Annotated in this window: 25 protein-coding genes and 1 tRNA gene; 10 read left to right on the top strand and 16 right to left on the bottom strand. The window is 69.1% G+C overall.

Annotated elements, in window-relative coordinates; translation table 11 throughout:
• Positions 1–122: 122 nt before the first annotated feature.
• Together A5705_RS17680 and A5705_RS17675 are read right to left on the bottom strand one after the other, a co-directional pair.
• The gene (locus A5705_RS17680; RefSeq protein ID WP_156738324.1) at positions 123–389 is read right to left on the bottom strand and encodes a hypothetical protein; all 267 of its coding nucleotides are present in this window, start codon (positions 387–389) and stop codon (positions 123–125) included.
• 141 nt (positions 390–530) lie between these two features.
• Positions 531–616: transfer RNA gene (locus A5705_RS17675), tRNA-Tyr, on the bottom strand.
• Between the two features lie 70 nt (positions 617–686).
• Between A5705_RS17675 and A5705_RS17670 the strand changes: the two genes are divergently transcribed.
• Positions 687–1,178, top strand: coding sequence for a YajQ family cyclic di-GMP-binding protein (locus tag A5705_RS17670; protein ID WP_067877335.1), 492 nt, complete (start codon positions 687–689; stop codon positions 1,176–1,178).
• A 100-nt stretch (positions 1,179–1,278) separates the two neighbouring features.
• Positions 1,279–2,766 carry an NAD(P)/FAD-dependent oxidoreductase gene (locus tag A5705_RS17665; protein ID WP_068278840.1) on the top strand — a complete coding sequence of 496 codons (1,488 nt, stop codon included), beginning with the start codon at positions 1,279–1,281 and terminating at the stop codon, positions 2,764–2,766.
• Positions 2,767–2,770: 4 nt separating this feature from the next.
• Here A5705_RS17665 and A5705_RS17660 read toward each other — a convergent pair whose 3' ends face one another.
• Entirely contained in the window at positions 2,771–4,246 is a 1,476-nt protein-coding gene (locus A5705_RS17660) for a trypsin-like peptidase domain-containing protein (RefSeq protein ID WP_067877416.1), read from the bottom strand.
• 144 nt (positions 4,247–4,390) lie between these two features.
• On the opposite strand from A5705_RS17660, the gene A5705_RS17655 reads away from it, so the two are divergent.
• Positions 4,391–5,416 (top strand): NAD(P)H-dependent glycerol-3-phosphate dehydrogenase, encoded by a 1,026-nt coding sequence (locus tag A5705_RS17655; protein WP_067877342.1) that lies wholly within the window; start codon positions 4,391–4,393, stop codon positions 5,414–5,416.
• 201 nt (positions 5,417–5,617) lie between these two features.
• On the top strand, positions 5,618–7,126 hold the full coding sequence (locus A5705_RS17650) for a SulP family inorganic anion transporter (RefSeq protein ID WP_067877345.1): 1,509 nt from the start codon (positions 5,618–5,620) through the stop codon (positions 7,124–7,126).
• On the opposite strand, the gene A5705_RS17645 is transcribed toward A5705_RS17650, so the two are convergent.
• From A5705_RS17645 to grcC1, 3 genes are all read right to left on the bottom strand, one after another.
• Positions 7,123–7,479 carry a type II toxin-antitoxin system HicB family antitoxin gene (locus tag A5705_RS17645; RefSeq protein ID WP_067877348.1) on the bottom strand — a complete coding sequence of 119 codons (357 nt, stop codon included), beginning with the start codon at positions 7,477–7,479 and terminating at the stop codon, positions 7,123–7,125. The two genes, A5705_RS17650 and A5705_RS17645, sit on opposite strands and share 4 nt — an antisense overlap.
• Positions 7,480–7,670: 191 nt before the next feature.
• A complete protein-coding gene (htpX, locus tag A5705_RS17640; protein ID WP_068278839.1) occupies positions 7,671–8,525 on the bottom strand; it encodes a zinc metalloprotease HtpX in 855 nt (284 codons plus the stop codon).
• 82 nt (positions 8,526–8,607) lie between these two features.
• Complete coding sequence (gene grcC1 / locus A5705_RS17635) at positions 8,608–9,615, bottom strand: nonaprenyl/(2E,6E)-farnesyl/geranylgeranyl diphosphat synthase (protein ID WP_067877353.1); 1,008 nt, start codon at positions 9,613–9,615, stop codon at positions 8,608–8,610.
• A 15-nt stretch (positions 9,616–9,630) separates the two neighbouring features.
• Here grcC1 and menJ point away from each other — a divergent pair, with 15 nt between their 5' ends.
• The 3 genes from menJ (at position 9,631) to A5705_RS17620 (ending at position 12,062) form a co-directional block, all read left to right on the top strand.
• Positions 9,631–10,857, top strand: coding sequence for a menaquinone reductase (gene menJ, locus A5705_RS17630; RefSeq protein ID WP_231982483.1), 1,227 nt, complete (start codon positions 9,631–9,633; stop codon positions 10,855–10,857).
• Positions 10,858–11,023: 166 nt separating this feature from the next.
• Positions 11,024–11,701 carry a class I SAM-dependent methyltransferase gene (locus A5705_RS17625; RefSeq protein WP_068278838.1) on the top strand — a complete coding sequence of 226 codons (678 nt, stop codon included), beginning with the start codon at positions 11,024–11,026 and terminating at the stop codon, positions 11,699–11,701.
• Positions 11,702–11,726: 25 nt separating this feature from the next.
• Complete coding sequence (locus A5705_RS17620; protein WP_067877362.1) at positions 11,727–12,062, top strand: DUF732 domain-containing protein; 336 nt, start codon at positions 11,727–11,729, stop codon at positions 12,060–12,062.
• Here the strand turns inward: A5705_RS17620 and A5705_RS17615 are convergent.
• Genes A5705_RS17615 through A5705_RS17605 form a run of 3 tightly spaced genes read right to left on the bottom strand, consistent with a single transcriptional unit; the run spans position 12,056 to position 15,229 of the window.
• Entirely contained in the window at positions 12,056–12,748 is a 693-nt protein-coding gene (locus A5705_RS17615) for a demethylmenaquinone methyltransferase (protein WP_068278836.1), read from the bottom strand. The genes A5705_RS17620 and A5705_RS17615 overlap by 7 nt on opposite strands.
• Before the next feature lie 29 nt (positions 12,749–12,777).
• The gene (locus A5705_RS17610) at positions 12,778–14,082 is read right to left on the bottom strand and encodes a hypothetical protein (RefSeq protein WP_068278830.1); all 1,305 of its coding nucleotides are present in this window, start codon (positions 14,080–14,082) and stop codon (positions 12,778–12,780) included.
• A complete protein-coding gene (locus tag A5705_RS17605) occupies positions 14,072–15,229 on the bottom strand; it encodes a sulfotransferase (RefSeq protein WP_067877373.1) in 1,158 nt (385 codons plus the stop codon). The genes A5705_RS17610 and A5705_RS17605 overlap by 11 nt, the downstream gene beginning before the upstream one ends.
• A gap of 80 nt (positions 15,230–15,309) precedes the next feature.
• On the opposite strand from A5705_RS17605, the gene A5705_RS17600 reads away from it, so the two are divergent.
• Positions 15,310–15,774 (top strand): MarR family winged helix-turn-helix transcriptional regulator, encoded by a 465-nt coding sequence (locus A5705_RS17600; RefSeq protein ID WP_067877376.1) that lies wholly within the window; start codon positions 15,310–15,312, stop codon positions 15,772–15,774.
• Positions 15,775–15,817: 43 nt separating this feature from the next.
• Complete coding sequence (locus tag A5705_RS17595; RefSeq protein ID WP_068278827.1) at positions 15,818–16,642, top strand: SDR family oxidoreductase; 825 nt, start codon at positions 15,818–15,820, stop codon at positions 16,640–16,642.
• Positions 16,643–16,651: 9 nt separating this feature from the next.
• Here the strand turns inward: A5705_RS17595 and A5705_RS17590 are convergent, their stop codons facing one another.
• From A5705_RS17590 to A5705_RS17565, 6 genes are all read right to left on the bottom strand, one after another.
• Positions 16,652–17,806 carry a glycosyltransferase family 1 protein gene (locus A5705_RS17590; RefSeq protein WP_067877382.1) on the bottom strand — a complete coding sequence of 385 codons (1,155 nt, stop codon included), beginning with the start codon at positions 17,804–17,806 and terminating at the stop codon, positions 16,652–16,654.
• 38 nt (positions 17,807–17,844) lie between these two features.
• Positions 17,845–18,378 (bottom strand): DUF3592 domain-containing protein, encoded by a 534-nt coding sequence (locus A5705_RS17585; RefSeq protein WP_067877385.1) that lies wholly within the window; start codon positions 18,376–18,378, stop codon positions 17,845–17,847.
• Between the two features lie 13 nt (positions 18,379–18,391).
• A complete protein-coding gene (gene menD, locus A5705_RS17580) occupies positions 18,392–20,029 on the bottom strand; it encodes a 2-succinyl-5-enolpyruvyl-6-hydroxy-3-cyclohexene-1-carboxylic-acid synthase (protein ID WP_068278934.1) in 1,638 nt (545 codons plus the stop codon).
• Positions 20,030–20,128: 99 nt separating this feature from the next.
• The gene (locus A5705_RS17575) at positions 20,129–20,908 is read right to left on the bottom strand and encodes an alpha/beta fold hydrolase (protein ID WP_067877389.1); all 780 of its coding nucleotides are present in this window, start codon (positions 20,906–20,908) and stop codon (positions 20,129–20,131) included.
• Complete coding sequence (locus A5705_RS17570) at positions 20,905–21,822, bottom strand: o-succinylbenzoate synthase (protein ID WP_231982493.1); 918 nt, start codon at positions 21,820–21,822, stop codon at positions 20,905–20,907. Before A5705_RS17570 ends, A5705_RS17575 begins: the two co-directional genes overlap by 4 nt.
• 50 nt (positions 21,823–21,872) lie before the next feature.
• A complete protein-coding gene (locus A5705_RS17565; protein WP_068278825.1) occupies positions 21,873–23,486 on the bottom strand; it encodes an amidohydrolase in 1,614 nt (537 codons plus the stop codon).
• 77 nt (positions 23,487–23,563) lie between these two features.
• Here A5705_RS17565 and fadD8 point away from each other — a divergent pair, with 77 nt between their 5' ends.
• Positions 23,564–25,165, top strand: coding sequence for a fatty-acid--CoA ligase FadD8 (gene fadD8, locus A5705_RS17560; protein ID WP_068278821.1), 1,602 nt, complete (start codon positions 23,564–23,566; stop codon positions 25,163–25,165).
• A 72-nt stretch (positions 25,166–25,237) separates the two neighbouring features.
• Here fadD8 and A5705_RS17555 read toward each other — a convergent pair whose 3' ends face one another.
• Entirely contained in the window at positions 25,238–25,789 is a 552-nt protein-coding gene (locus A5705_RS17555) for a TetR/AcrR family transcriptional regulator (RefSeq protein WP_067881527.1), read from the bottom strand.
• Between the last annotated feature and the right edge of the window lie 18 nt (positions 25,790–25,807).

Genomic DNA, 25,807 nt, shown 5'->3' with positions numbered 1-25,807 from the left:
TCCTTTCTTCTTGGCGCTGATGACGCCGTCGGTCCGAACCGGGCCTAAGAAGAATAGAGAATGCCAGGGAAAAACCAGCTTATGCAAAGCTGAATAGTAGAAATTTTGCGCTTTTCGGACCGTTATGCGGCGCGCGGGCCCACCGAAGTCGTTTTCGGGTTGTGTTGACCGGTCAGCGCCGGGCGGAGATGGGTCACCGGGGCCACAACCGCGTGGCTCCGCACGACACGGCGCTCGACCTCGCGGTAGATCCACGCGATGGCGGCCAAGATCGCCACGACGACGCCCAACACCGCCAGGGCTTCGCCGAAAGCGATCACCATGATGATGCCGGCCAACACCCAGAACGCGATGGCTTCCGTGTCGTGGGTGCCATGATTACCGCTCATCGTGATATGCCGCATGTCTGCCTCCCGGGGCAGTAGGGATCGATGTCGGCTATAACGCCGCCGCGGCGGGAGAGCTGCCCGACCTGGGGCGATGGTGACCCATTTCACTGGGCGGAGCAGCGAACGAAAGGCCTCAGAGCTTGGTGGCAGGTACAGGATTCGAACCTGTGTAGGCGTAAGCCGACGGATTTACAGTCCGCTCCCATTGGCCGCTCGGGCAACCTGCCGCCAGACAGGTTACAACGAACGGGTAGACAAGGCACAAACGGCTAGCACCCCGAGGAAGGACGGAATCGGATGGCTGACTCATCGTTCGACATCGTCAGCAAGGTGGACCGGCAGGAGGTCGACAACGCGCTCAACCAGGCCGCCAAGGAGCTGGCCACGCGTTTCGACTTTCGCGGCACCGACACCAAGATCGCGTGGAAGGGCGACGAGGCCATCGAGCTGACCTCGTCGACGGAGGAGCGCGTCAAGGCAGCCGTCGACGTCTTCAAGGAGAAGCTGATCCGCCGCGACATCTCGATGAAGGCCTTCGATGCCGGCGAGCCGCAGCCCTCCGGCAAGACCTACAAGGTCACCGGCACCCTCAAGCAGGGCATCAGCAGCGAGAACGCCAAGAAGATCACCAAGCTGATCCGCGACGAGGGACCCAAGAACGTCAAGACGCAGATCCAGGGCGACGAGGTCCGCGTCACCAGCAAGAGCCGCGACGACCTGCAGGCGGTCATCGCGATGCTCAAGCAGGCCGACCTGGACGTGGCGCTGCAGTTCGTCAACTACCGGTAGCTCATGGCAGCCGCGAGCGTAACCGCACTGCGAAATTGACCGTCGACTTTCGCGGTGAGGTTACGCTCGCGAACAGGACACAGGTAAGCGAGGTTCTTCGATGACGCTGACTCCGCAACGGGACGGCCGCTACGACGTCATCATCGTCGGCGCGGGCATCTCCGGCATCGACGCGGCCTACCGGATCGCCGAACGCAACCCCGGCCTGACGTACACCATCCTGGAGCGGCGCGCGCAGATCGGCGGCACGTGGGACCTGTTCCGCTACCCCGGTGTTCGCTCCGACAGCAGCATCTTCACGCTGTCGTTTCCGTTCGAGCCGTGGACCCGCAAGGAAGGCGTGGCCGACGGCGTCCACATTCGCGAGTACCTGACCGCCACCGCGCGCAAGTACGGCATCGACCGCCACATCCGGTTCAACAGCCATGTGCGGTCGGCGGATTGGGATTCGTCCACCGACACCTGGACGGTCACCGTCGAGGAGAACGGCACCGAGAAGCAGTACCGCGGCCGGTTCCTGTTCTTCGGCAGCGGCTACTACAACTACGACGAGGGCTATACCCCCGACTTCCCCGGCATCGAGCGGTTCCAGGGCACCGTCGTGCATCCCCAGCACTGGCCCGAGGAGCTGGACTACACCGGCAAGAGGATCGTCGTGATCGGCAGCGGCGCCACCGCCGTCACGCTCATCCCGTCACTGTCGGAACGCGCCGCAAAGGTGACCATGCTGCAACGCTCGCCGACATACCTGATCTCGGCGTCCAAGTACGGCAAGGTCGCCGCCGTGGCTCGTAAGTTGTTGCCCCGCAAGCCCGCTCACCTGGTGGTCCGGATGTACAGCGCGCTGACGGAGGCGGTGTTCTTCGCTTTGTCGCGCAAGGCGCCGGGCCTGGTGAAGTGGCTGCTGCGGCGCAAGGCGATCAAGAAGCTGCCCGCCGGCTACGACGTCGACATCCACTTCAAGCCGCGGTACAACCCGTGGGACCAGCGGATGTGCCTGATCCCCGACGCCGACCTCTACAACGCCGTCCGCGGCGGTCGCGCCGAGGTGGTCACCGACACCATCGAGGGCTTCGACGCCACCGGCATCGCGCTGCGGTCCGGCAGGCACCTCGACGCCGACGTCATCGTCACCGCGACCGGCCTGCAACTGCAGGCGCTGGGCGGGGCCACCATCAGCCTGGACGGCGTCACGATCGATCACCGTGACCGCTTCGTCTACAAGGCGCACATGCTCGAGGACGTGCCCAACCTGTTCTGGTGCGTGGGCTACACGAACGCGTCCTGGACGCTGCGCGCGGACATCACCGCGCGGGCGACGGCAAAGCTCCTGGCGCACATGGCCGCCCACGGCTACACGCACGCCTACCCGCATCTGGGCGACGAGCCGATGGACGTCAAGCCGTCCTGGGACATCCAGGCCAACTACGTGAAGCGGTCGGTGCACGCGCTGCCCAAGTCGGGAACCAGGCGCCCGTGGAACGTGCGGCAGAACTACCTCGCCGACGCCATCGACTACCGGTTCGACCGCATCGAGGAGGCGATGGTGTTCGGCCGCGTGGCCGACCGCGCACCGCTGGCCGGTTGAGACGTCAGCGGTTGACTCCCTGAGCGGATTCGTCACCGAGGATCTCGTTGCCGCAATTCGGGCAGAACTTCTCGGCGGGATGGTGCTCGGCCCCGCAGCCCGAACAGAAATGGGGTTCCGCCGGCTCGTGTGCAGGCGCCACGCCGATGAGGCGGGCGGCACCCAGTTTGATCCCCGCTCGCGCGGGAGCCCGTTTCGCGCCGCCACCGGGTTTCCCCGAAACCAGCTGCAACGCAGGAGCTTTCGCCGACGTGTCGGGGCGGCGACGCTTCCGCATGACCAGGAACGTGAAGGCCGCGCCGACGGCGAGCACCAGCGCGACGCCACCGGCGATGTACCACACCAGGTTTGCCCCGCTGAGCGGCGAGAAATCGCCGTGCTGTTGCCGCAGGTTGGCGGCGCTCGTCCTGAGCTCGACCAGGCCGGGGTAATCCGGTGACATCGACAGGGTCTGGTCGAAATCGCCGATCGCTTCGGTGTATTGGCCCGCGTAGTAGTGCTTGAGCCCCTTGCGGTAGTACACGTCGGCGGGTCCCAGCGTAGCCTTGACACCCTTGCTCGCCAATATCGCGGCCAGGCCGTCGGCCGGTGCGACGAAGTTGAAGGGTTGCGGTTCGCCGACGGGGGCGAAGCTGTTCACGCCGATCACCTTGCCGTTGAGCTCGACGGTCGGGCCACCGCTCATGCCCTCGGATACCGCGGCGTCGATCTCATACTCGGCGGCCGACCCCATCGTCGACTTCTTGCTGACCTTGCCGCTCTTGTTCGTCGGGTCCAGCGTTGGGCCGGTGACGTTCTCGGTGCTCTGCGAGAAGCCCACCGCGAGAACCGATGTGCCGATGCTGACGTCGGCGTCGGTGCCCAGCTCCGACGACGGCAGGTTGTGCTTGTCCACCTTGAGGAGCGCGACGTCGCCCTTGCCGAGCGGCCGGAAATCCACGACGTTGGCCGCGGCCTTCCCGGCGACCTTGGTGCCGGTGCCGTACGTCAGCGCGAGACCGACTTCGGGGCCCTTGTCTGGGGTGTCGCCTTCGACCTTCGCGTTCTTCTGCAGCCACTCCAGCGCCGCGGCCGGGTCGCGCGCTTCGGGCGTGCCGGGAAACTGCGTGATGTATTCCCTGGCGGCTCGTTTGAGGATCAGCAACTTGGCGCTGTCGGGATCCACGCAGTGACCGGCCGTCGCCACCCAGCCGTCGGGATTGATGACGAAGGCGGTGCAGGCCCAGGTCGCGATGAACGGCATCGTCGTGCCCGGGCCGAACTGGGACAGGAGCTGGCCGTCGGGCAGCCGGACCGCGCCGTAACTCTGACCGGCCAAATACATCACGGCCGGCCGTATCATCGCCGCCGCCCGTTCCTCCGGGTTGACGTGTGGGCGACCGCCGTCGGCGGCGGCGATGCCCGGGGCACCCAGCGAAACCGCGAGAGCGGCCGCGGCCAGCGACGCCAATACACGGCCTCGGCGAGCGCGTCCGGGCATGAAACCTCCCTCGTGGCGGAACTGCACCTTGACGATCCGGCACATCGGGCTGCGTAGGTAGGGGCGGAAGTCCCCTGCCCCCGGGCCGTTGGTTTCGGGGTGAACTCCTTCTAAATCTCGGATGTCGGCAATACGCTGATCGCCATGGCAGCTGACAAGCGCGAACCCAACGTCGTTGTCCTCGGTGGGGGTTCCTGGGGAACCACCGTGGCCTCCATCTGCGCGCGCCGCGGGCCGACGTTGCAGTGGGTGCGTTCCGAGGACACCGCCAAGGAGATCAACGAGGATCACCGCAACAGCCGCTATCTCGGCGACGAGGTGATCCTGAGCGACACCCTGCGCGCCACCACCGACTTCGCGGAGGCCGCCAACTGCGCCGACGTCGTCGTGATGGGGGTGCCCTCGCACGGCTTCCGCGGCGTGCTGACCGAGCTGGCCAGGGAGCTGCGGCCGTGGGTTCCGGTGGTGTCGCTGGTCAAAGGGCTCGAGCAAGGCACCAACATGCGGATGTCGCAGATCATCGAGGAGGTGCTGCCGGGTCACCCGGCGGGCATCCTGGCCGGCCCGAACATCGCGCGCGAGGTGGGCGAGGGCTACGCCGCCGCGGCGGTGCTGGCCATGCCCGACCAGCACCTGGCGACCCGGCTGTCGGGATTGTTCCGCACCCGGCGCTTCCGCGTGTACACCACCGACGACGTCGTCGGCGTCGAGATGGCCGGCGCGCTGAAGAACGTCTACGCCATCTCGGTCGGGATGGGCTACTCGCTGGGCATCGGGGAAAACACGCGCGCGCTGGTGATCGCGCGCGCGTTGCGGGAGATGACGAAGCTCGGCGTGGCGATGGGCGGTGACCCCGACACCTTCCCGGGGCTGGCCGGCCTCGGTGACCTGATCGTGACCTGCACCAGCCAGCGCAGCCGCAACCGCCACGTCGGCGAACAGCTGGGCGCCGGCAAGCCGATCGACGAGATCATCGCCTCGATGAACCAGGTCGCCGAGGGCGTCAAGGCGGCGAGCGTGATCATGGAGTTCGCCAACGAGTTCGGCCTGAACATGCCGATTGCGCGCGAGGTGGACGCGGTGATCAACCACGGCTCGACCGTCGAGCAGGCCTACCGCGGCCTGATGGTCGAGGTTCCCGGGCACGAGGTGCACGGCTCGGGCTTCTGAGCCGTCAACCAAACAACTCGTAAAGAAAATATTTGCATTCGATATGGGCCAAGCCCGCCTCCTTGACCGGCGCTTTGCCTGCCCCCTACCGTCGGACGAGGTAGCCAGGCTGTCGCCTGCCGATTGGCGCGGTCGTAATCCGTTGTGCGCCAAGATGCTACGCCGACGTAGCGCAACCCTACCCGACGACGGAAGCGAACGATGCCCAATATCGAAAGCTCACGACGCGACCGGATACAAATGATTGTCCGACACGACCTGCCGTCGTCGCTGGTGGTTTTCCTGGTCGCCCTCCCGTTGTCGCTGGGAATCGCGATAGCGTCGAACGCCCCGGTGCTCGCCGGCCTGATCGCCGCGGTCGTCGGCGGCATCATCGTCGGCGCCATCGGCGGCTCGCCGCTGCAGGTCAGTGGCCCCGCCGCCGGGCTGACGGTGGTGGTCGCCGGCCTGGTCTCCGATTTCGGTTGGGGCATAACGTGTTTGATCACCCTGGCCGCCGGCGTCGTGCAGGTTCTGCTGGGGCTCAGCCGCGTCGCGCGGGCGGCACTGGCCATCTCACCCGTCGTCGTGCACGCCATGCTGGCGGGCATCGGGATCACGATCGCGTTGCAGCAGGCGCACGTGCTGCTGGGCGGAAAATCCAAAAGCTCGGCCTGGCACAACCTGATTGGGCTGCCGGGTCAGATCATCGACTCGCATCGGCCCGGAGTGCTGCTGGGCGCGCTGGTGATCGCCATCCTGGTCGCATGGCGCTGGGTTCCGGCCAGGCTGCGCTTCGTCCCGGGTCCCCTGGTCGCCATCGTGGCGGTGACGCTCGTCTCGGTCGTGTTTCCGTTCCATGTGCGGCGGATCGACCTCGACGGGTCGCCGCTGGACGCGCTGCAGTTGCCTGACATCCCGCACGGCAACTGGGGTGCGGTGGCGATCGGCGTCATCACCGTCGCGCTGATCGCCAGCGTCGAGAGCCTGCTGTCGGCGGTGTCGGTCGACCGGATGCACAACGGGCCGCGCACCGACTTCAACCGCGAGCTGATCGGGCAGGGCACCGCCAACATGGTGTCGGGGGCCATCGGCGGCCTGCCGGTCACCGGTGTAATCGTCCGCAGCTCAACCAATGTCAACGCGGGCGCCAAGTCCCGCGCGTCGTCGATGATGCACGGCCTGTGGATCCTGTTGTTCACCGTTCCCTTCGCGGAACTCGTCGAAGAGATCCCGACGGCCGCGCTGGCCGGCCTGCTGATCGTCATCGGCGTCCAGCTGCTCATGCCCGCCCACATCGAAACGGCAATGAAGCACGGGGATCTCGCGGTCTACGTCGTGACCGTTGTCAGTGTCATCTTCCTCAACCTGCTGCACGGCGTGCTGATCGGACTCGCACTGGCCATCGCGTTGACCGGGTGGCGGGTGATCCGTGCCAAGGTCGAAGCCAAGCCCGTCGGGGATGACTGGCACGTGCTGATCGAGGGGCCGGCATGCACCTTCCTGGCGCTGCCACGGCTGACGCGCGTGCTGGCGTCCGTTCCTGCCGGCGCCGCGGTCACGGTGGACCTTTCGGTCAACTACCTCGACCACGCCGCGCATCAGGCGATCAACGACTGGCAGCGGCAGTTCGAGGCCACCGGCGGCACGGTCGAGGTCCGGGGGATGTTCGAGACCGGGCACCTCGGAAGCCGGACCGGCGACGCGGTTGCCGAACGACGCGCGGCTTAATCGAAACCGGACAGCCCGAACGTGCTGCTGGGCGCCCGCCCGCTGAGCTTCTGGACTATCCACTGGTTCATCGACACCCCCTGCTCGATGGACTCCAGAACCAGCCGCGCGTGCAGCTCCGGTGATGTCCTGACGCTGAACGTCCCGCTGTAACGGCGTTCGGAAAGCGGTGCGGGGATGGGATCCCCGCAGGCGCGCAGGGTGCATAGGTGTTCCACGAGTGCCTCCTGGATGGCGGCGACGGCCTCCGGGGCGGTCGGCGCCTCGCGCCTCAGGTAAGGCAGTTCGACGCACACGCCGACGTACTCGTTGTAATGAGGCGACCATTCAGCGCGGTAGGTGTAGCGGTCCACGCGGAATTTGATAGCGCATCCGCTACCGGATTCGCGAGTCACTCATCCCCAGGGAGAGCTTCGGGCCTCTTTGGTAGCAGATGCGCCACCAGATTCGGGAGCCAATCATCCCAGCGGAGAGCGCCTCTCCAAACCATGCGACTTCCCCAGGAATCGGTAGCGCATGCGCTACCAAAGCTGGGGGGAAGCTCTCAGCCCCTCGCCATCTCCTCGAGCCGACGGATGCGGTCCTCGATCGGCGGGTGCGTCGAGAACAGCGAACCGATCCGCTCGCCCGCGCGGAACGGGTTGGCGATCATCAGGTGAGCCTGGCTGGCCAGCTGCGGCTCCGGGGGCAGCGGCGCGAGCTGCACCCCGCCGGAAATCTTGCGCAGCGCCGACGCCAGGGCCAGCGGGTCGCCGGTCAGCACGGCGCCCGACTCGTCGGCCTGGTACTCCCGCGAGCGGGACACGGCCAGCCGGACCACCGTCGCGGCGATCGGCCCCAGCAACGAAACCAGCAGCATCGCAAAGGGATTGCCGCCCTCCCGGTTTCCGCCGCCGAAGAACATCGCCATGTAGGACAGGGCGGTGATCACCGACGCCATGGCGCCGGCGATGCAGGAGATCAGGATGTCGCGGTTGTAGACGTGGGAAAGCTCGTGGCCGAGCACGGCGCGCAGCTCGCGCTCGTTGAGGATTTCCAAAATGCCGGTGGTGCAGCACACCGCCGCGTTGCGCGGGTTGCGTCCGGTGGCGAACGCGTTGGGTGCGTTGGTGTCGCTGATGTACAGCCGCGGCATCGGCTGGTGCGCGGCCGTGGCCAGCTCGCGCACGATCCGGTAGATCACCGGCGCCTGCAGCTCGGAAACCGGCTGCGCGTGCATCGCCCGCAGCGCCAGCTTGTCGCTGTTGAAGTACGTGTAGGCGTTCATGCCGATGGCGAACAGCACCGCCAGCCACATCGCCGTCCGGCCGAACAGCGAGCCGACAAACACGATCAACGCGGACATGCCGACCAACAGGGCGAAGGTCTTCAGCCAGTTGGCATGCGGATGCCAGGTCATCGGTCTCCTCCTTGGAGCATTGCCTATCGCCCATTGAACGCCCGAAGAGGCGGTCGGGGTTCCGCTGGGTCCGTTAGGGGCGCTAACCGTGCCGACTCACCGTGTAGTCGACCAGCGTCTCCAGCGCGCGCCGACCGGGGGCGTCGGGCAAAAGGGCCAGCTCCTGCCGGGCCTCGGCCGCGTACTGCTCCAGGAAGTGCTTGGCCTTCGCCATGCCGGGTGACGCACGCAACAGCGTCAAAGCCTCGTCCACCGCCGCGTCGTCCTCGACGGGCCCGGACAGCAGCTCGCGCAGCCGCGCAGCCTCGGGGCCCGGCTCTCGCAGCGCGTAGACCATCGGCAGGGTGTGCACGCCTTCGCGGATGTCGGTCCCGGGCAGCTTGCCGGACTCATGCGAGTCGCTGTCGATGTCGATGATGTCGTCGGAGATCTGGAACGCCGTGCCGACGATGCCGCCCAGCCGGCTCAGCCGGTCCACCTGCTCGCCGTCGGCGCCGGCGAACATCGCGCCGAACCGGCCGGCCGCCGAGATCAGGCAGGCCGTCTTCTCGTACACCACCTTCAGGTAGTGCTCGACCGGATCCGCCCCTTCGGCGGCACCCCGGCCCTCGCGCATCTGCCCGGTCACCAATTGGGCGAACGTCTCGGCGATGAGCCGCACCGCCTCCGGTCCCAGCCGCGACACCAGCCGCGACGCCGTCGCAAACAGGTAGTCACCGGCGAGGATCGCGACGTTGTTGCTCCAGCGCACGTTGGCGGTGGGCGTGCCGCGGCGGACCTCCGCCTCGTCCATCACGTCGTCGTGATAGAGCGTGGCCAGGTGCACCAGTTCGATCACCGCGCCGGCGATCGTCACCTCCGCCGCCTCCGGGTTCGGTCCGATCTGCGCCGACAGCACGGTGAACAGCGGCCGGAACCGCTTGCCGCCGGCCTTGAAGAGATACATCAGCGAGTCCGTCATCACCGCGTCGGCGCTGCGCAGCTCGGTGTCCATGAGCTGCTCGATCCGGCCGACGCCGTCGCGCACGATGCCGGCGAAATCGGCGTCCCCGAAGTCAATGCCCGCCACCACCGTCGCCGGAGTCCTCACCCGACCAACATACTGGTGGGCGTGGACATGAAGGCCGACGTGGTGGTCGTCGGCGCCGGACCCGCGGGCTCGGCGGCGGCCGCCTGGGCCGCCCGCGCCGGCGCCGACGTCCTCGTCATCGACTCCGCCGGCTTCCCGCGCGACAAGCCGTGCGGCGACGGGCTGACCCCGCGCGCGGTCGCCGAGCTGGAACTGCTGGGGCTCGGCGACTGGCTCGACACCCGCATCCGGCACCGCGGGCTGCGGATGAGCGGGTTCGGCGGCGAGGTGGAGATCGACTGGCCCGGCCCGTCGTTCCCGTCGACCAGCAGCGCGGTGGCCCGCTTCGAGCTGGACGACCGGATCCGCAAGTGCGCCGAGGACTCCGGGGCCCGGATGCTGCTCGGGACGAAAGCGGTTGCCCCGCATCATGACTCGTCGCGGCGCGTGGTTTCGCTGACACTGGCCGACGGCACCGACGTCAGGTGCGGCCGGCTGATCGTCGCCGACGGGGCCCGTTCGCCGCTGGGCCGCAAACTGGGCCGGCGCTGGCACCAGGAGACGGTGTACGGCGTGGCGGCGCGCGGCTACCTGACCACGCCGCGGGCCGACGACCCCTGGCTGACCTCACACCTGGAACTGCGCTCCCCCGACGGCGCCGTGTTGCCCGGCTACGGCTGGATCTTCCCGCTCGGCAACGGCGAGGTGAACATCGGCGTCGGGGCCCTGTCGACGTCGAAGCGGCCGGCGGACCTGGCGCTGCGGCCGCTGATCTCCTACTACACCGACCTGCGCCGCGACGAATGGGGCTTTTCCGGCGAGCCGCGGGCGGTGTCGTCGGCGCTGCTGCCGATGGGCGGCGCGGTCTCCGGGGTGGCCGGGCCCAACTGGATGCTGATCGGCGACGCGGCGGCGTGCGTCAACCCGCTCAACGGCGAGGGCATCGACTACGGCCTGGAGACGGGTCGGCTGGCCGCCGAGCTGCTGGACTGCCGCGACCCCTCGCACGTGTGGCCGTCGCTGCTGCAGCAGCATTACGGCCGCGGATTTTCGGTGGCCCGCAGGCTCGCCCTGCTGCTGACGTTCCAGCGCTTCCTGCCCGCAACGGGCCCGGTCGCGATGCGCTCGACGCGGCTGATGACGATCGCCGTGCGCGTGATGGCCAACCTGGTCACCGACGACGACGCCGACTGGGTGGCGCGCGTCTGGCGCGGCGGTGGGCGGCTGTCGCGGCTGATCGATCGCCGGACGCCGTTCAGCTGACATTGCCGCCCGAGCTGGGGGTACCTCCCGCTTGCGGGGGAACGCAAAAGCCCCAGTTTCGCAACCGAATCGGGGGCTTTTGTGCCTGCTCGCCCGCGGAAGGGACCCCAGCTCGGCGTATCAATACCATTGACATGTATCAGCCTGATTGATATACCATGATCGCATGACGCAACCACTAGATTTCGAGTTCGAAACCGCCTACCGCGGTGAATCCGCCCAATTCGGTGAGGGCACGCGGCCGCCCTGGAGCATCGGCGCCCCGCAACCCGAGCTGGCCGCGCTGATCGAGCAGGGCAGGTTCCACGGCGACGTGCTCGACGTCGGCTGCGGGGAGGCGGCCATCTCGCTGACCCTGGCCGCCCGCGGGCACACCACGGTGGGCCTGGACCTCTCGCCCACCGCGATCGGCCTGGCCCGGCGCGAGGCCGAGAAGCGCGGTCTGACCAACGCGACCTTCGAGGTCGCCGACATCAGCAAGTTCACCGGCTATGACGGCCGGTTCGACACGATCGTCGATTCGACCCTTTTTCACTCGATCCCCGTCGAGGCGCGCGAGGGCTACCAGCAGTCGATCAAGCGGGCCGCCGCGCCCGGCGCCTCCTACTTCGCGCTGGTCTTCGACAAGGCCGCGGTGCCGGACGGCCCGATCAACGGGGTGACCGCAGACGAGTTGCGCGAGGCGGTGTCCGAGTATTGGGTCGTCGACGAGATCCGGCCGGCGCGCATCTACGCCAACCTGCCCGACGGTTTTGACGGCTCGCCGTTCGGCGACGTCCGCGACGAGCCCGAGGGTCTGAAGTCGGTCGGCGCGTGGCTGCTGTCGGCGCACCTGGGCTCCTGACCAGCGCAGGTGTATAGTCCGGCTAATGAAGGGCATGAGACTGGCTTCTCTGATCGCCATGGCGGGCGCCGCTGTCGCACTGGCGGCGCCTGCTCAGGCCGACGATTACGACTACGTGTTCAAGCAAACCGTCAATCGCTTCGGCGTGTACGGCCCGCAGGACCAGCTGGCCTGGCTGGGCAAGATCTCCTGTGACCGGATCGGCAGGGGCGTGGACGGCGACGCGTACAAGTCGGCCACCTTCCTCCAGCGCAACCTGCCGCTGGGCACCACCCAGGGCCAGGCGCTCCAGTTCCTCGGCGCCGCGATCGACCATTACTGCCCCGACCAGGTCGGCTTCATCCAGCGCGCAGGTCAGTAGCCCGGTTTGTATCCCGCGTGCAGCGCCACGATGCCGCCGGTCAGGTTGCGCCAGCGCACCGCCGACCACCCGGCCGCCGAAATCCGCTGCGCCAGCGTCGGCTGGTCGGGCCAGGCCCTGATCGACTCGGCGAGGTAGACGTAGGCGTCGGGGTTGGAAGACACCGCCCGCGCCACCCGCGGCAGGGCCCGCATCAGATATTCCTTGTACACGGTCGCGAACACCGCATTGGTGGGGGTGGAGAATTCGCACACCACCAACCGGCCGCCCGGCCGGGTGACGCGGAACATCTCCTCCAGCGCCGCGTGCTGGTCGGCCACATTGCGCAACCCGAAACTGATGGTGACCGCGTCGAACACCCCGTCGGCAAACGGCAGCTTGGTGGCGTCGCCGGCGACCTTCGGCACGTCGCGACCGGCGCCCGCCGCCAGCATGCCGACCGAGAAATCGGCGGCCACGCACCACGCCCCGGACTTGCGCAACTCGACGGTGGACACCGCGGTGCCCGCGGCCAGGTCCAGCACCTTCTCGCCCGGCCCGATCCGCAGCGCTGAGCGGGTGGCCCGCCGCCAGTACCGGTCCTGCCCCAGCGACAGCACGGTGTTGGTCACGTCATATCGGCGGGCGACGCCGTCGAACATCGACGCGACGTCCCGGGGGTTCTTGTCCAGCGCCGCGCGACTCACGACGTCGACGCTACCCGGGCACGGGCGGGTCAGTATTGCCGGTAACGCCGCTGGACGTGCTCCTGGCGCACCCTGATCTGTTCGCGGCGTTCCTCGGCGGAGACGACGCGGGTGGCAGCGGGGAGGTGTTCGCGCACGCCGGCGAGCGGCACCTTGGTCACCGAGGCCTTCGGCAATTCGGGCGGCGGCGTGGAGTAGGTCCACCGCAGGGCCAGGAAACCACCGGGGTGGCCGGCGGTGTCGAGCCAGTTCGGCACGCCGGGGTCGGCGCCGGCGACGACGTAGCGGATGGCCCCGTCGGGATCCGGTTCGGACTGAAATCCGTTGAGGCTGCAGGTGTGGTTGGCGTAGTCGAGTGACTCGCCCCACAGGTTGGCCAGGTGGAAGCCCATGTACGCGGGCGGCACCGGCACGACGACTTCGACCAGCAGCGCTTCGTCGTCGGCCAGGTCGTAGACGCCACCGGAGTAGACGTTGGTGCTCTGCCCGCCGCCGGTCGCGAGATTGGCCAATGCCGGCTCGTTCAGGTCGTTGCGCGGCATGAGGGTGGCCCCGTCGCCGTTCTTGTCGCCGTGCGCCTCGAGCACCAGGTCATAGAACTGGTTCCAGAACGTCATCTGGTTTTCGACGATGGTGCCGATGCGGCGGACGTTGCGCGCCACGGCGTCGGGATCGAGCGGCGCGGGCCGGGCGCCCTCCTTGCCGATCTGCACGATGTGCAGCTCGGGCGATGCTTCGTGCTCCCAGTCATGAAAGAGCATGCGGGCGATCAGGTATTGCGCCGGCACGGTCCCGTCGACGGTCGCCGTGGCGATGAAATTCCCCGAGTGATCGGCGGGCCGCCGCGGCGCCAGCAGGATCTCGAATCGGCCGTCGTCGTCGACGAGCAGATCCGCGATGTCCAGGGACCCGGTGATGGCGCGCCCGCCGGGACCGAGTTCGGCCAGGCTGCCGGTGTCGCCGGCATAGCCGCTGTGGGCCTCGAAGATGATGTACTGCGGCGCTTTTGGGACGAGCCGGCCGCGTATCCGGTAGCTTTTGGTGCCGTCGATGGCGGCCGAGAGGTACAGCGCGTCGGCGTTGTCGATGGTGGCCTTGTCCACGGGCTGGATGGCACGCCGGAAATACGGGAATTCGGGGTCCTCGCAGAGGCCGCGCTCGATGGCGCTGAACACGAAGCCCAGCAGGTAGCGGTATCCGTCCGCCAGGCTTTGCTCGGTGACCGGCGGGGCGTGCAGTTCGGCGGAGTCGACGGCGTCGCGGGCCCGGGTCAGGGCGTCGATCATGTCGGTCCAGGCGGCCCGCAGGGCGAGCCGGCTTGATTCAGTGGGCATGTGCACGCTCTCCTTCGGTATCCCACCGGTATTGCTCGAACAGGTCGGCCAGGCGCGTGTGGATTTCCCGCGGATCGAGCCCGAACTCCTCGAGGCTGTAGCGGTGGGCCGACTCGTGCCCGCCTGCGGTGCCCGCGGACTCGAACGCCTTGGCGGCCACCGGTCCCAGGTCGAGCTGCAGCTCGCGGTAGATCCGGCGCATCGTGGCCTCGGGGTGCGCCACCAGCTCGCGATAGTCGACGACGGCCGAGCGCACTTCGGGGTGCCTGGCCAGGACGTCGAGCGGGTGCCGATACGCGTCGAACGACTGATCCGCGAGCACGCGCAGCGATTTCGCGATCAGGTGCTCGTCGCGACCCCGCAGGTCCCACTCGTTCTTCAACAGCTTGAGCAGGCTCGGGATCGTCTCGTAAGGATTGCGCAGGGGCACAATGAATCTCGCGTCCGGAAACGTCTCGATCAGCGCTTCGACGCGGCCGCAGAAGGTGGGATTCTTGCTCAGGTGCGTCCCGCCGCCGTTCAGCGCGATCTGGCGCCGGACGCATTCGGAGTAGAAGCCCATCACCCGCCGCCGCTTGCGGTCCGGCCAGTGGTCGACGTGGTAGAAGTCCAGCTCGCCCATGAAGGGAAACATGACGATCCAGAACCCGGAGCACAGCGACCACGTCAGAAAGAAGTCGTCTTCTTCCGGAACGAAGAAGCCGGTCCTGTGCATGTCGTCGGTCGGCGCGAACCGTTGCTCCTCGGCCGCATCGAGGCGGTGACGCAGCCGCCCGCCCATGAGCGCGGCGTCGAGCCGAAACAGCAGGCGCAGCAGGCGTTTCTGCAGCAGCGAAGGGAAGAAAAGCTCGTACATCAATGCGTAGCTGAACTGCGGGTCCGCCGCCATCAGCCGGTGCAGATACGTCGTGCCGCTGCGGGCGTGCCCGACACAGAAGGTCGGCGCGACCACCGTCGTCCGTCGCAGCGATCCGAACAGGATCGGATCGAGCGCGAAGCATGCCGCGTGGACGGCCGCGACTGCCGGCACGCCGATGAGGAAGGCGAAGTAGCGGATCCATGGCTTCGACGCCGGTGGGTCGCGACGCAACAGCCGAAGCATGGTGCGGTAGTTGGCCCAGTCGAAGTAGAAGCGGGTTGCGGGCATGACTTCTCCTCAGATCCCGAGGGAGCCAAGCTATCGCCATTTATTTGACTATGTCAAACTTATCCGGCTACGGTGCGCGCGTGACATCCGTCCGCAAGCTGGATTCGGTGGATTCCATCAGCGCCACACTTGCGCGCATCGTGCGGCTCAGCGTGAGCCGCTCGGCATTCGCGCGACAGGCGGCGGCCGCCGACACCGAGCTGTCGCAGCCGTCCTACATTCTGCTACGCGTCTTGATTGACGAGGGACCGCAGCCGATGGGACGCCTGGCGAGCATGGCGCACATGGACGTCGGGATGGCCACGCGCCGGGTGCAAGCGCTTGTCGACGCGGGACTCGCCGCGCGCCGGGGCGATCCAAGCGACGGACGGGTGTCGGTCATCGAGGCAACGGCGCCGGGCGAACGCGCCGCGGGAGCACTCCACGAGGTGCGGCGGGATCATCTGGCCCGGGCGCTTTCGGGATGGTCGGCAGCCGACCTCCACCAGCTCGACCGGCTCCTCAAGAGATTCCTCAACGACACGCAATGGACGCCGATCCGGTGAGCCCGCCGGGAATGACGCGCCGACGGTTGCGTTGCATCACTGCGTGAGCGAAAAAGTTTGGTTTATCACCGGTACGTCGCGCGGATTCGGGCGCGAATGGGCGAAAGCCGCGCTGGAGCGCGGCGACAAGGTCGCGGCCACGGCACGCGACACGGCATCGCTGGACGACCTGGTCGGGAAGTACGGCGACGCGCTGCTGCCGATTCGGTTGGATGTCACCGACCGTGAGGCCGACTTCGCGGCGGTCAAGCAGGCGCACGACCATTTCGGTCGCCTGGACGTCGTGGTGAACAACGCCGGTTACGGGCACTTCGGGTTCGTCGAGGAGCTCACCGAGCAAGAGGCGCGCGATCAGATCGAGACCAATGTGTTTGGGGCGCTGTGGGTTACGCAAGCCGCGTTGCCGTACCTGCGCGAGCAGCGCGGCGGCCACATCATCCAGGTGTCCTCGATCGGCGGCATCGTCGCGTTTCCCTTGGTCGGCATGTACCACGCGTCGAAGTGGGCGCTGGAGGGCTTCTCGCAGGCGCTGGCCCTGGAGGTCGCGCCCTTTGGCGTACACGTCACGCTGGTCGAACCCGGCGGCTTCGACACCGACTGGAGTGGCGCGTCGGCGAGGCACTCCAATCCCCTGCCGGCGTACGACGAGGTGCGCGCCGCGGTCCAGGCCGAGCGCAGCAGGCGCTGGGCCAGCCCGGGCGACCCTGCGGCGTCGGCGGCCGCGCTGTTGAAGGTGGTGGACGCGAAGGAGCCGCCGCTGCGGGTGTTCTTCGGCGCTTCGCCGCTGCAGACGGCCAGGGCCGACTACGAGAACCGGTTACGCACCTGGGAGCAGTGGCAGCCCGTCGCGGAGCTGGCGCAGGGCTGACCGCGACGGCTACTCGCCCTGGGCGTAGCGCTTGGCGAACACGCGCCGCCGGGAGAACGGCGACAGCACCGCCTCGTAGTGGCCGAGCAGCTCGTCGCAGATGACCGGCCAGCTGCGGCCGAGCACGCTGCGCCGGGCGGCCGGCGCATAGCGGTGCCGCTCGGCGAGCAGGTGTGCGACCGCTTCGGGCAGCCGCGCCTCGAACTCGTTCACTGCCAACAGCAGTCCGGTGCGGTACGGGGCCACCAGGTCTCGTGGCCCGCCGGCGTCCGGGGCGATCACCGGCAGCCCCGAGGCCAGCGCTTCCTGCACGACCTGGCAGAAGGTCTCGTGCTCACCGGGGTGCACGAAGACGTCCATGCTGGCGTACGCCGCGGCGAGCTCCTCGCCGTACAGCGCTCCAGTGAAAACCGCTGTGGGCATTGCCGATTGCAGTTTGCGCTGATCGACGCCGTCGCCGACGATGACCAGCTGCACGGAATCGTCGGCGGTCAGCGCGGTCAGCCGTTCGACGTGCTTCTCCGGCGCGAGCCTGCCCACGAACCCGACGATCGGCTTGCCGTGCGGCGACCACCGCCGCCTGAGCTCATCACTGCGGGCCGACGGCGCGAACCGCAGCACGTCGACCCCGCGCGCCCACCGGTGCACCCGCGGGAACCGCTGCGCGACGAGCGATTCCATCGTCACGCTGGACGGCGCCAGCGTCCGGTCGGCCAGGGTGTGCAGGTGCCGAAACCAGGCCCACGCGGCGCGGGTCGTCATCGGGATGCCGTAGCTCGCCGCGAAACCCGGGACGTCGGTTTGATACACCGCGACCGTCGGCACCCCGAGCCAGCGGGCCGCTTTCACCCCGCCGTAACCCAGCAACGCCGGCGACGCCAGATGCACGACGTCGGGGTCGAATCCGCGTAGCACGCTGACCATTCGGGGCATGGGCAGCCCAAGCGGCAGCGTGGTGACCTTGGGGAACATCCGCGACGGCACCCGGTGCACCCGGATGCCGTCGTGAATCCGATCCGCCCGCGGCTGGCCCGGCGGGTTGTCGGGGGCGATGACGAGGGCTTCGTGGCCGGTGCGACGCAGATGCTCGAGGACGCGCAGCACTGAGTTGCTGACACCGTTGACATTGGGGAGGAAGGACTCGGCGACGATGGCAACGCGCACAACACCACGATGTCAGCGCCGGCTGTCGGAAAGGTTGCCTACGAGCATACGTCGTGCGAAATCTGCTGGTCGGGCGCCTTGGCGCGGCGATCCAGCCCCCTGTCCAGCAGCGCCAGGCCGATCAGGGCGGCCGCCGCGACCAACCAGGCCACCACCGCGATGGAACCCGCCGGGATGATCGCCAGGCCGGCGTTGCGATGCTGCACCCGAACCAGGTTCGGGTCGTTCTTGTTGTACTCCACGTAGATCCTCATGCCGGTCGCCAGCTCGGAGGGATACAGCACCCCGAGCTCGGGCCGGTAGGTGACGCGCTCGGGTGTGACGAATTCGATGGTGGAGCGCCGCGGTCCGGCGCTGAGGACCTCGGCCTGGGCCACGCCCATGTGGTGCCGAATCGCGAGATCGTTGCGCCAGGCGCCGGCCACCAGCAGCACCGACTGCAGCGTGACCAGGCCGGCCAGGATCAACACCGCAATCCGCAACCACCGCAACGTAATCCCGGCCCGGGTGGTCGGCGGCTCGTCGCTGCGGCCATGAATCAGGATGTGCAGCAATGCTTTTGGATCGATCACGGTGCTCGAAAATTCATAGAGCGGCCTTGATGGCGGCGTGCAGCTGCCGCAGCGACGAGCGGTCCGCCTTGACCTCCAGCACCCGCATGCCGGTCCCCGGTTCGTCGAGCGCCGCGTCGAGCTCGTCGACCTCGATCTGGCGGCTCTCCACGTGGTACGCGCGGCACAGGGCGCCGACGTCGACGTCGTGCGGGGTGCCGAAGATCCGCGAGGACACATCGGAGAACCTCGGGTCACCCTGCTCGAGCAGTTCGAAGATGCCGCCGCCGTTGTCGTTGGACACGACGATCGTCAGCCGTTGCGGTGTCGGTTCGGTGGGGCCGATCAGCAGCCCGGAGCTGTCGTGCACGAACGTCAGGTCGCCGATCAGCGCGACGGTCCGGCCGTCGTGCGACCCCTCATGTGCAAGGGCGGCGCCGATCGCGGTGGACACCGTGCCGTCGATGCCGGCGACCCCGCGGTTGGACCGCACCTGTATTCCGTGGGCGTCCAAACCGACCAGCGCCGCGTCGCGCACCGGGTTGGACGCCCCGAGCACCAGCTGGTCACCCGGCCGCAGCGCGTCGGCCACGGCCGCGGCGACGTGCAGCCCGGTGGTCAGCGGGTGCACCGCCAGCTGCCCCCGGACCGCGGAGACCGCGTGCTCGTTCATCTCCGCGCAGCGGCGCAGCCACGCGGGGTGGGGCGCCCCGCTGGTGACCGCCCGCGTTCCGGTGGCCTGCGAGTTGCCCGAGACGTCCGGCCAGCGGGGCCCGGTGGTCAGGGCGTACACCGGCACGTTGGGGTCGGCCAGCAACGCCGACACCGGGCGGTGCAGCGTCGGGCGGCCGAGCATGATCACCTGCTTCGGTCGCAGCAGCGGCAGCGCGAGCGGGTGTAGGGGGTTGGCCGGCGCCGGCGCCGTCGGCTCGGCGACGGTGGGCAGCTGCTCCAGGTTGGGCTGGACGCCCGCGCCGTGTCCGGCGATGACGACCGTGTCGGGCGTCAGGTCGACGTCCAGCGGTTGGTCGAAGGTTGCCGGCGGCGTGTACGTCCACGGCCTGCCGCCGGGCCGGCCCGGCGGGGTCGCGGCGCGGTGGGGTTCGGGGTCCGGCACCAGCGGTTCGCGCAGCGGGATGTCGAACTGCACGGGGCCGGCGTTGGCGTTGCGCGATCCCGTCGCGGCCGCCAGCACGCGGCAGGTGGCCGATCGCCACGTGGCGTTGAGCGAATCCAGCCGCTCGGGCGCGTCCTCGGCCAGGCCGAGGCTGACGGCGGCGCGGACCTGGGTGCCGAAGTAGCCCAGCTGCTCCATGGTCTGGTTGGCCCCGGTGCCCAGCAGCTCGTAGGGCCGGTTGGCCGACAGCACGACCAGCGGCACCCGCGCGTAGTTGGCCTCGACCACGGCCGGGCCGAGGTTGGCCACGGCGGTACCCGACGTCATCGCGATGCACACCGGAGCACCGGCGCCGATCGCCAGCCCGATCGCCAGGTAGCCCGCGGTGCGCTCGTCGATGCGGACGTGCAGCCGGACCCGGCCGGACCGGTCGGCGTCCTGCAGCGCAAACGCCAGCGGGGCGTTGCGCGACCCGGGGCACAGCACCACGTCGCGGACGCCGCCGCGAATCAGTTCGTCGACGACGACGCGGGCCTGTGTCGTCGAGGGGTTCACCACTACAGCGTGTCACAACCCTGCGATTGGCCGCCGAACGTGGAGTTGTTGAGCCAAATCGCCTTGATTTCGCGCAACAAGTCGACGCTGGGCGCCCAACTAGGACTTGAAGAACTGCAGCGCCGCGGCGTTGACGGCCTGGGGGCGCTCCAGGAACCCGAGGTGACCGGCGTCGGGTATCTGCAGGTACCGCCCGTTGGGGATCGCGTCGGCGACCTCCCGCCCCAGGTAGGCCGGCGTCACGATGTCGTCGGCGAAGCCGAGCACCAGCACCGGCGCGGCGATGCTGCGGTAGGCGGCCAGCCGGTTGGTCTGTGGCGAAACGTACATCTGGGTGCGCAGGCCCGGGGTCTGCTTGACCGGCCACGTGGTGAACATCGCGATCCAGTCGTCGACGGCCGCGTCATCGTTGAGCGTCTTGCGCGAAAAGCTCTCCAGCAGGCGGTTTCGCGCGTCCAGCATGGGCGGCACCTGGACCCCCGAGGCGTGCAGCTCGACCTCGGCGTCGTGGAAGAACTGGCGGGCGCGGTCCAGCCGGCCTCGGGTGGCCATCAGCACCGCCGATTTGACCAGCTCGGGCCGCGCCACCATGAGCTCCTGCGCGATGAACGCGCCCATGGACACCCCGACGATGCGGGCCGGGGCGGCGCCCAGCGACTCGATCAGCGCCGCGGTGTCGGCGACCATGGTCTGCGTCGTGAATCCCTCGGCGTTTTCGGTGTCGCCGATCCCGCGGTTGTCGAAGGTGATGCAGCGGTATCCCGCGGCCAGGAAGGCCGGGACCTGGTGCGGGTGCCAGGTGCGCCCGGCGCCGCCGCGGCCGGCGATGAAAACGACGGGCTCACCGGTCCCGCGATCGTCGTATGCCAGGTTGATCATCCGGACGACGGTACAAGCAGCGGATGACAGGCCTTGATCCGGTCGATCCACCATTGCCGCCGCTCGGCCGGGGCGGCCAGGGCCCGCAGTCGCGCCGGGTCGGGCGTCACCGGCCCGACGGAAAGGTAGCCGTCGACGGGGGCGGGTACGTCGGCCACGTCGTCGGTGAACAGGCCGCCCGTGCCCAGCCCGCAGGCATGGCGCAGCCGCGGCAGTGCCGCCGCGGCGGTCAGGCCGTGGCTTATGCCGACCGCGGAGTCCAGCGCGCTGGAGACGACGACCGGGATGTCGATCTGGGCGGCGATGGCAAGCAGGGCCCAAACCCCGCCCAGCGGGGCGACTTTCAGCACGGCGATGTCCGCGGCCCCGGCGCGGACCACGGCGAGCGGGTCGTCGGCCTTGCGGATGCTTTCGTCGGCGGCGATCGGCACGTCGATCCGCGCGCGCAGCGCGGCCAGCTCCTCGACGGTCGCGCACGGCTGTTCGAGGTACTCCAGCGGGCCGTCGGCGGTCAGGGCCGCCGCCGCCCGCGCCGCCTGCTCGACGCTCCAGCCGCCGTTGGCGTCCACCCGCACGGTCGGCACGAGTGCGCGCACGGCGTTGACCCGGTCGACGTCGTCGGCCAGGGTCTGCCCGGGCTCGGCGACCTTCACCTTGGCCGTGCTCGCCCCCGGGAACCGGGACAGCACCTCGCCGACCCGGGTGGCCTCGACGGCCGGCACGGTGGCGTTGATCGGGATGCGGTCGCGCTTCAGCGGCGGGGGCGGGCGGTAGGCGGCCTCGATACCCGCGGCGAGCCAGTGCGCGGCCTCGGGCGGACCGTATTCGGGGAAGGCCCCGAACTCGCCCCACCCGGCCGGGCCCTCGATCAGCGCGAGTTCGCGGGTCGTGATGCCGCGGAAGCGCACCCGCATCGGCAGCGCCACCACGTGCAGCCGATCCAGCAGGTCAGCCAGCGAGGGCGTCACGCGCCGTAGACCCGGCGGCCCGCCAGATACGTCGCGCGCACCTCGAGGTCGGCGATGTCCTCGGGCGGCACGGTGCGCGGATCGGCCGACAGCACCACCATGTCGGCGTACTTGCCGACCTCCAGCGAGCCGATCACGTCGTCGGAGAACAGCTGCCAGGCGGCGTCGATGGTCTGCGCGCGGATCGCCTGTTCGACCGTCAGCCGCTCCTCGGGCGCGAGCACCCGGCCGCTGGGTGCCGTGCGGGTGACCGCCACGCTGATGTTGCGCAGCGGCTCCTCGGGCGTGACCGGCGGGTCGTTGTGCAGCGAGATCCGCATGCCGGTGGCCACGGCGGAACCCGCCGGCATCCAACGGGATCCGCGCTCGGGCCCGAACAGCCCGTCGACGATGATGTCGCCCCAGTAGTGGATCTGGTCGACGAAGATGCTGCAGGTGACGCCGAGGTCGGCGGCCCGCCGGAGTTGGTCGGGGCGGATGGCGCCGACGTGCTCGAGGCGCAGCCGGTGGTCGGGGCGCGGGTGCCGCTCGAGCGCCTCCTCGTAGACGTCGAGAATGGTGTCCACCCCGGCGTCGCCCTGCACGTGGCACGCCATCGGCCAGCCCAGCGGGAAGTAGGCGCCGACGATCTCGGTCAGCTGCTCCTTGGTGTAGTTGGCGTGCCCGCAGGAGCCGGGCGGCACCCCGATGGTGCGGCTGGCGTCGGTGTCCAGGTAGGGGAAGGTCAGGGCGATGTTGCCCACCCACGGCGAGCCGTCCACCCAGATCTTGATGCCGACCTGGCGCAGCATGTCGTCGCCCTGGCCGGGGGTGGCGTCGCTGCGCATCTGCGGGTTGGAGATCTCGTAGGTGCGCAGCCGGACGGTCAGCTCACCGCTCAGCTTCTCGACCATCGGCCGGAACGCCGGGTCGAACGCCATCTCCGAGCAGGTGGTCAGGCCCGCGCGGTTGAGCCGGGCGCACTCGGCGCGCAGCAGCTCCGGGTAGTTGCCGGGCTCGACGGCGCCGGCCAAGAGCGGGAAGACGGCCCCGGTCTCCTCGGCGCTGCCGTCGAGTTCGCCGTCCGTGCCGCGGCCGAACCGGGCGCCCTTGGGGTCCGGGGTGTCGCGGGTCAGCCCGGCGCGCCGGGCGGCGTGCGAGTTGAAATAGGCCTTGTGCCCGGAGTTGTGGATGATCACCAACGGGCCGTCGGGGGCGACGTCGTCGAGCCATTCGAGGCTGGGCTGCGGCAGCCCGGCCTGGAGCAGCGGGTCCCAGCCGTTGAGGTAGGCGCCGGCCTCGCCCCTCTTGGCGACCTCGCCGCGCACGGCCGCGACGACGTCGTCCGCGTCGGCGATGGTGACGGGCCGGATGTCGACGATCCGGTCCGACAGCGCGAGCGCCTCCATCAGCGGATGTCCATGCGCCTCGACGAATCCCGGCATCACGCAGCCCCCACCCATCGAGCCCGCGTCGACGATCTGGGTGCCGGCGCCGATATGCTCGGCGACCTCGGAGCGGGTGCCGACCGCGGTGATGCGTCCGTCGGTGATCGCGAGGGCCTCGGCGGCGGGCCGCTTCTCGTCGACCGTCAGGATGGTTCCGGTGACGACGAGATCTGCGGCGACCATAGGCAGGGATGCTAGTGCTCGCCGGCCTTCGGCGGGGGGTGGCTGACTGGAACTGCAACACGTTCTAGTCTGGCCACATGAGTGACGAGCTCCTGCGCCATCCCATTCATTCCGGACACCTGACCGTCGGTGCGCTCAAGCGCAACAAGAACAAGCCGGTGCTGCATCTCGGCGACACCACGCTGACCGGCGGGCAGCTCGCCGAGCGCATCAGCCAGTACATCCAGGCGTTCGAGGCGCTCGGGGCGGGCACCGGCGCCACCGTCGGGCTGCTGTCGCTGAACCGGCCGGAGGTGCTGATGATCATCGGCGCCGGCCAGACGCAGGGTTACCGGCGCGTGGCATTGCACCCGCTGGGCTCCCTCGATGACCACGCCTACGTCCTGGGCGACGCCGGCGTGACGTCGCTGATCATCGATCCCAACCCGATGTTCGTCGAGCGGGCGCTCGGGCTGCTGGAGAAGGTGCCCGGCCTCAAGCAGATCCTGACGATCGGGCCGGTCCCCGAAGCGCTCAGTGAATCCGCCGTGGACCTGGTGGCCGAGGCCGCGAAGTATGCGCCGAAGCCGTTGGTGGCGGCCGACCTTCCGCCCGACCACATCGGCGGGATGGCCTACACCGGCGGCACCACCGGCAAGCCCAAGGGCGTGCTGGGCACCGCGCAGTCGATCACCACGATGACCACGATCCAGCTCGCCGAGTGGGAGTGGCCCGAGAACCCGCGCTTTTTGATGTGCACGCCGCTGTCGCACGCCGGGGCGGCGTTCTTCGTGCCGACCATCATCAAGGGCGGCGAGCTGATCGTGCTGACCAAGTTCGACCCGGCCGAGGTGCTGCGGGTGATCGAGGAGCAGAAGATCACCGCCACCATGCTCGTGCCGTCGATGATCTACGCGCTGATGGACCACCCCGATTCGCACACCCGCGACCTGTCCTCGCTGGAGACGGTCTATTACGGCGCCTCGGCGATGAACCCGGTGCGGCTGGCCGAGGCCATCCGCCGCTTCGGGCCGATCTTCGCCCAGTACTACGGGCAGTCCGAGGCCCCGATGGTGATCTCGTATCTGGCCAAGAAGGACCACGACGAGAAGCGGCTCACCTCCTGCGGGCGGCCCACCCTGTTCGCCCGCACCGCGCTGCTGGACGCCGACGGCAACCCCGTGCCCCAGGGCGAGGTCGGCGAGATCTGCGTGTCCGGCCCGCTGCTGAGCGGCGGCTACTGGAACCTGCCGGAGGAGACGGCCAAGACGTTCAAGGACGGGTGGCTGCACACCGGTGACATGGCCCGCGAGGACTCCGACGGCTTCTGGTTCATCGTCGACCGGGTCAAGGACATGATCGTCACCGGCGGGTTCAACGTGTTCCCGCGCGAGGTCGAGGACGTCGTCGCCGAGCACCCGGCCGTCGCGCAGGTGTGCGTCATCGGCACGCCGGACGAGAAGTGGGGCGAGGCCGTCACCGCGGTGATCGTGCTGCGGCCCGACCATCCCTCCGACGAGGAGACGGTGGCGCGGGTGACCGTCGAGATCCAGGCCGCGGTCAAGGAGCGCAAGGGTTCGGTGCAGTCGCCCAAGCAGGTGATCGTCGTCGAGTCGGTGCCGGTGACCGCGCTGGGCAAGCCCGACAAGAAGGCCGTGCGGGCGCGGTTCTGGGAGGGCGCCGACCGCGCGGTCGGCTAGGTTCGCGCTGCCGAGCGTGCGGCTGGCCGCACACTCGCGGCCGACCGTGCGGCTGGCCGCACACTCGGCGCTTCAGTGGGCCGACACACCGGCGGCCAGCAGGTCGAGCATGCGGCCCGTCTGCTCCGGCGAGCCGCTGGCCAGGAAGATGCCGATCAGGCTGGACACCACGTCGTCGGCCTGCACGTCGGCGCGCAGGCTGCCGTCGTCGGCGCCGGCGCGCAGCAGCAGCTCGACGGCGCCGACGATGCTGTCGCGGGTCCGGCTGGGCTGCATGGCGCCGGAGTCGAAGATCGCGTGCAGCGACTCGGCCATCCCCCGCTTGGCGGCCACGAAGCCGGCGTAGCGGTCCATCCAGCGGCGCAGCGCCTGCTCGGGCGGATGCCGCTCGAGCAGGCGTTCGGCCGCCGCGGCCACCTCGGCGAGCTCGGCGCGGTAGATCGCCTCGACGAGGGCCTCCCGGCTCGGGAAATGGCGATACAGCGTGCCGATCCCGACGCCGGCGTCGCGGGCGATCGACTCCAGCGACACCGGTCGCCCCTGCGCGCCGGCGAACGCCGCGGTTGCCGCCTCGATCAGCTTGTCGCGGTTGCGGCGCGCGTCGGAACGGCTCGGCTGGACCAAAGTGGAGGATCCTCCGGT

The sequence above is a fragment of the Mycobacterium sp. E787 genome (assembly GCF_001668725.1).
Lineage (GTDB): Bacteria > Actinomycetota > Actinomycetes > Mycobacteriales > Mycobacteriaceae > Mycobacterium.
This window is presented reverse-complemented; position numbering and strand designations above follow the sequence as displayed.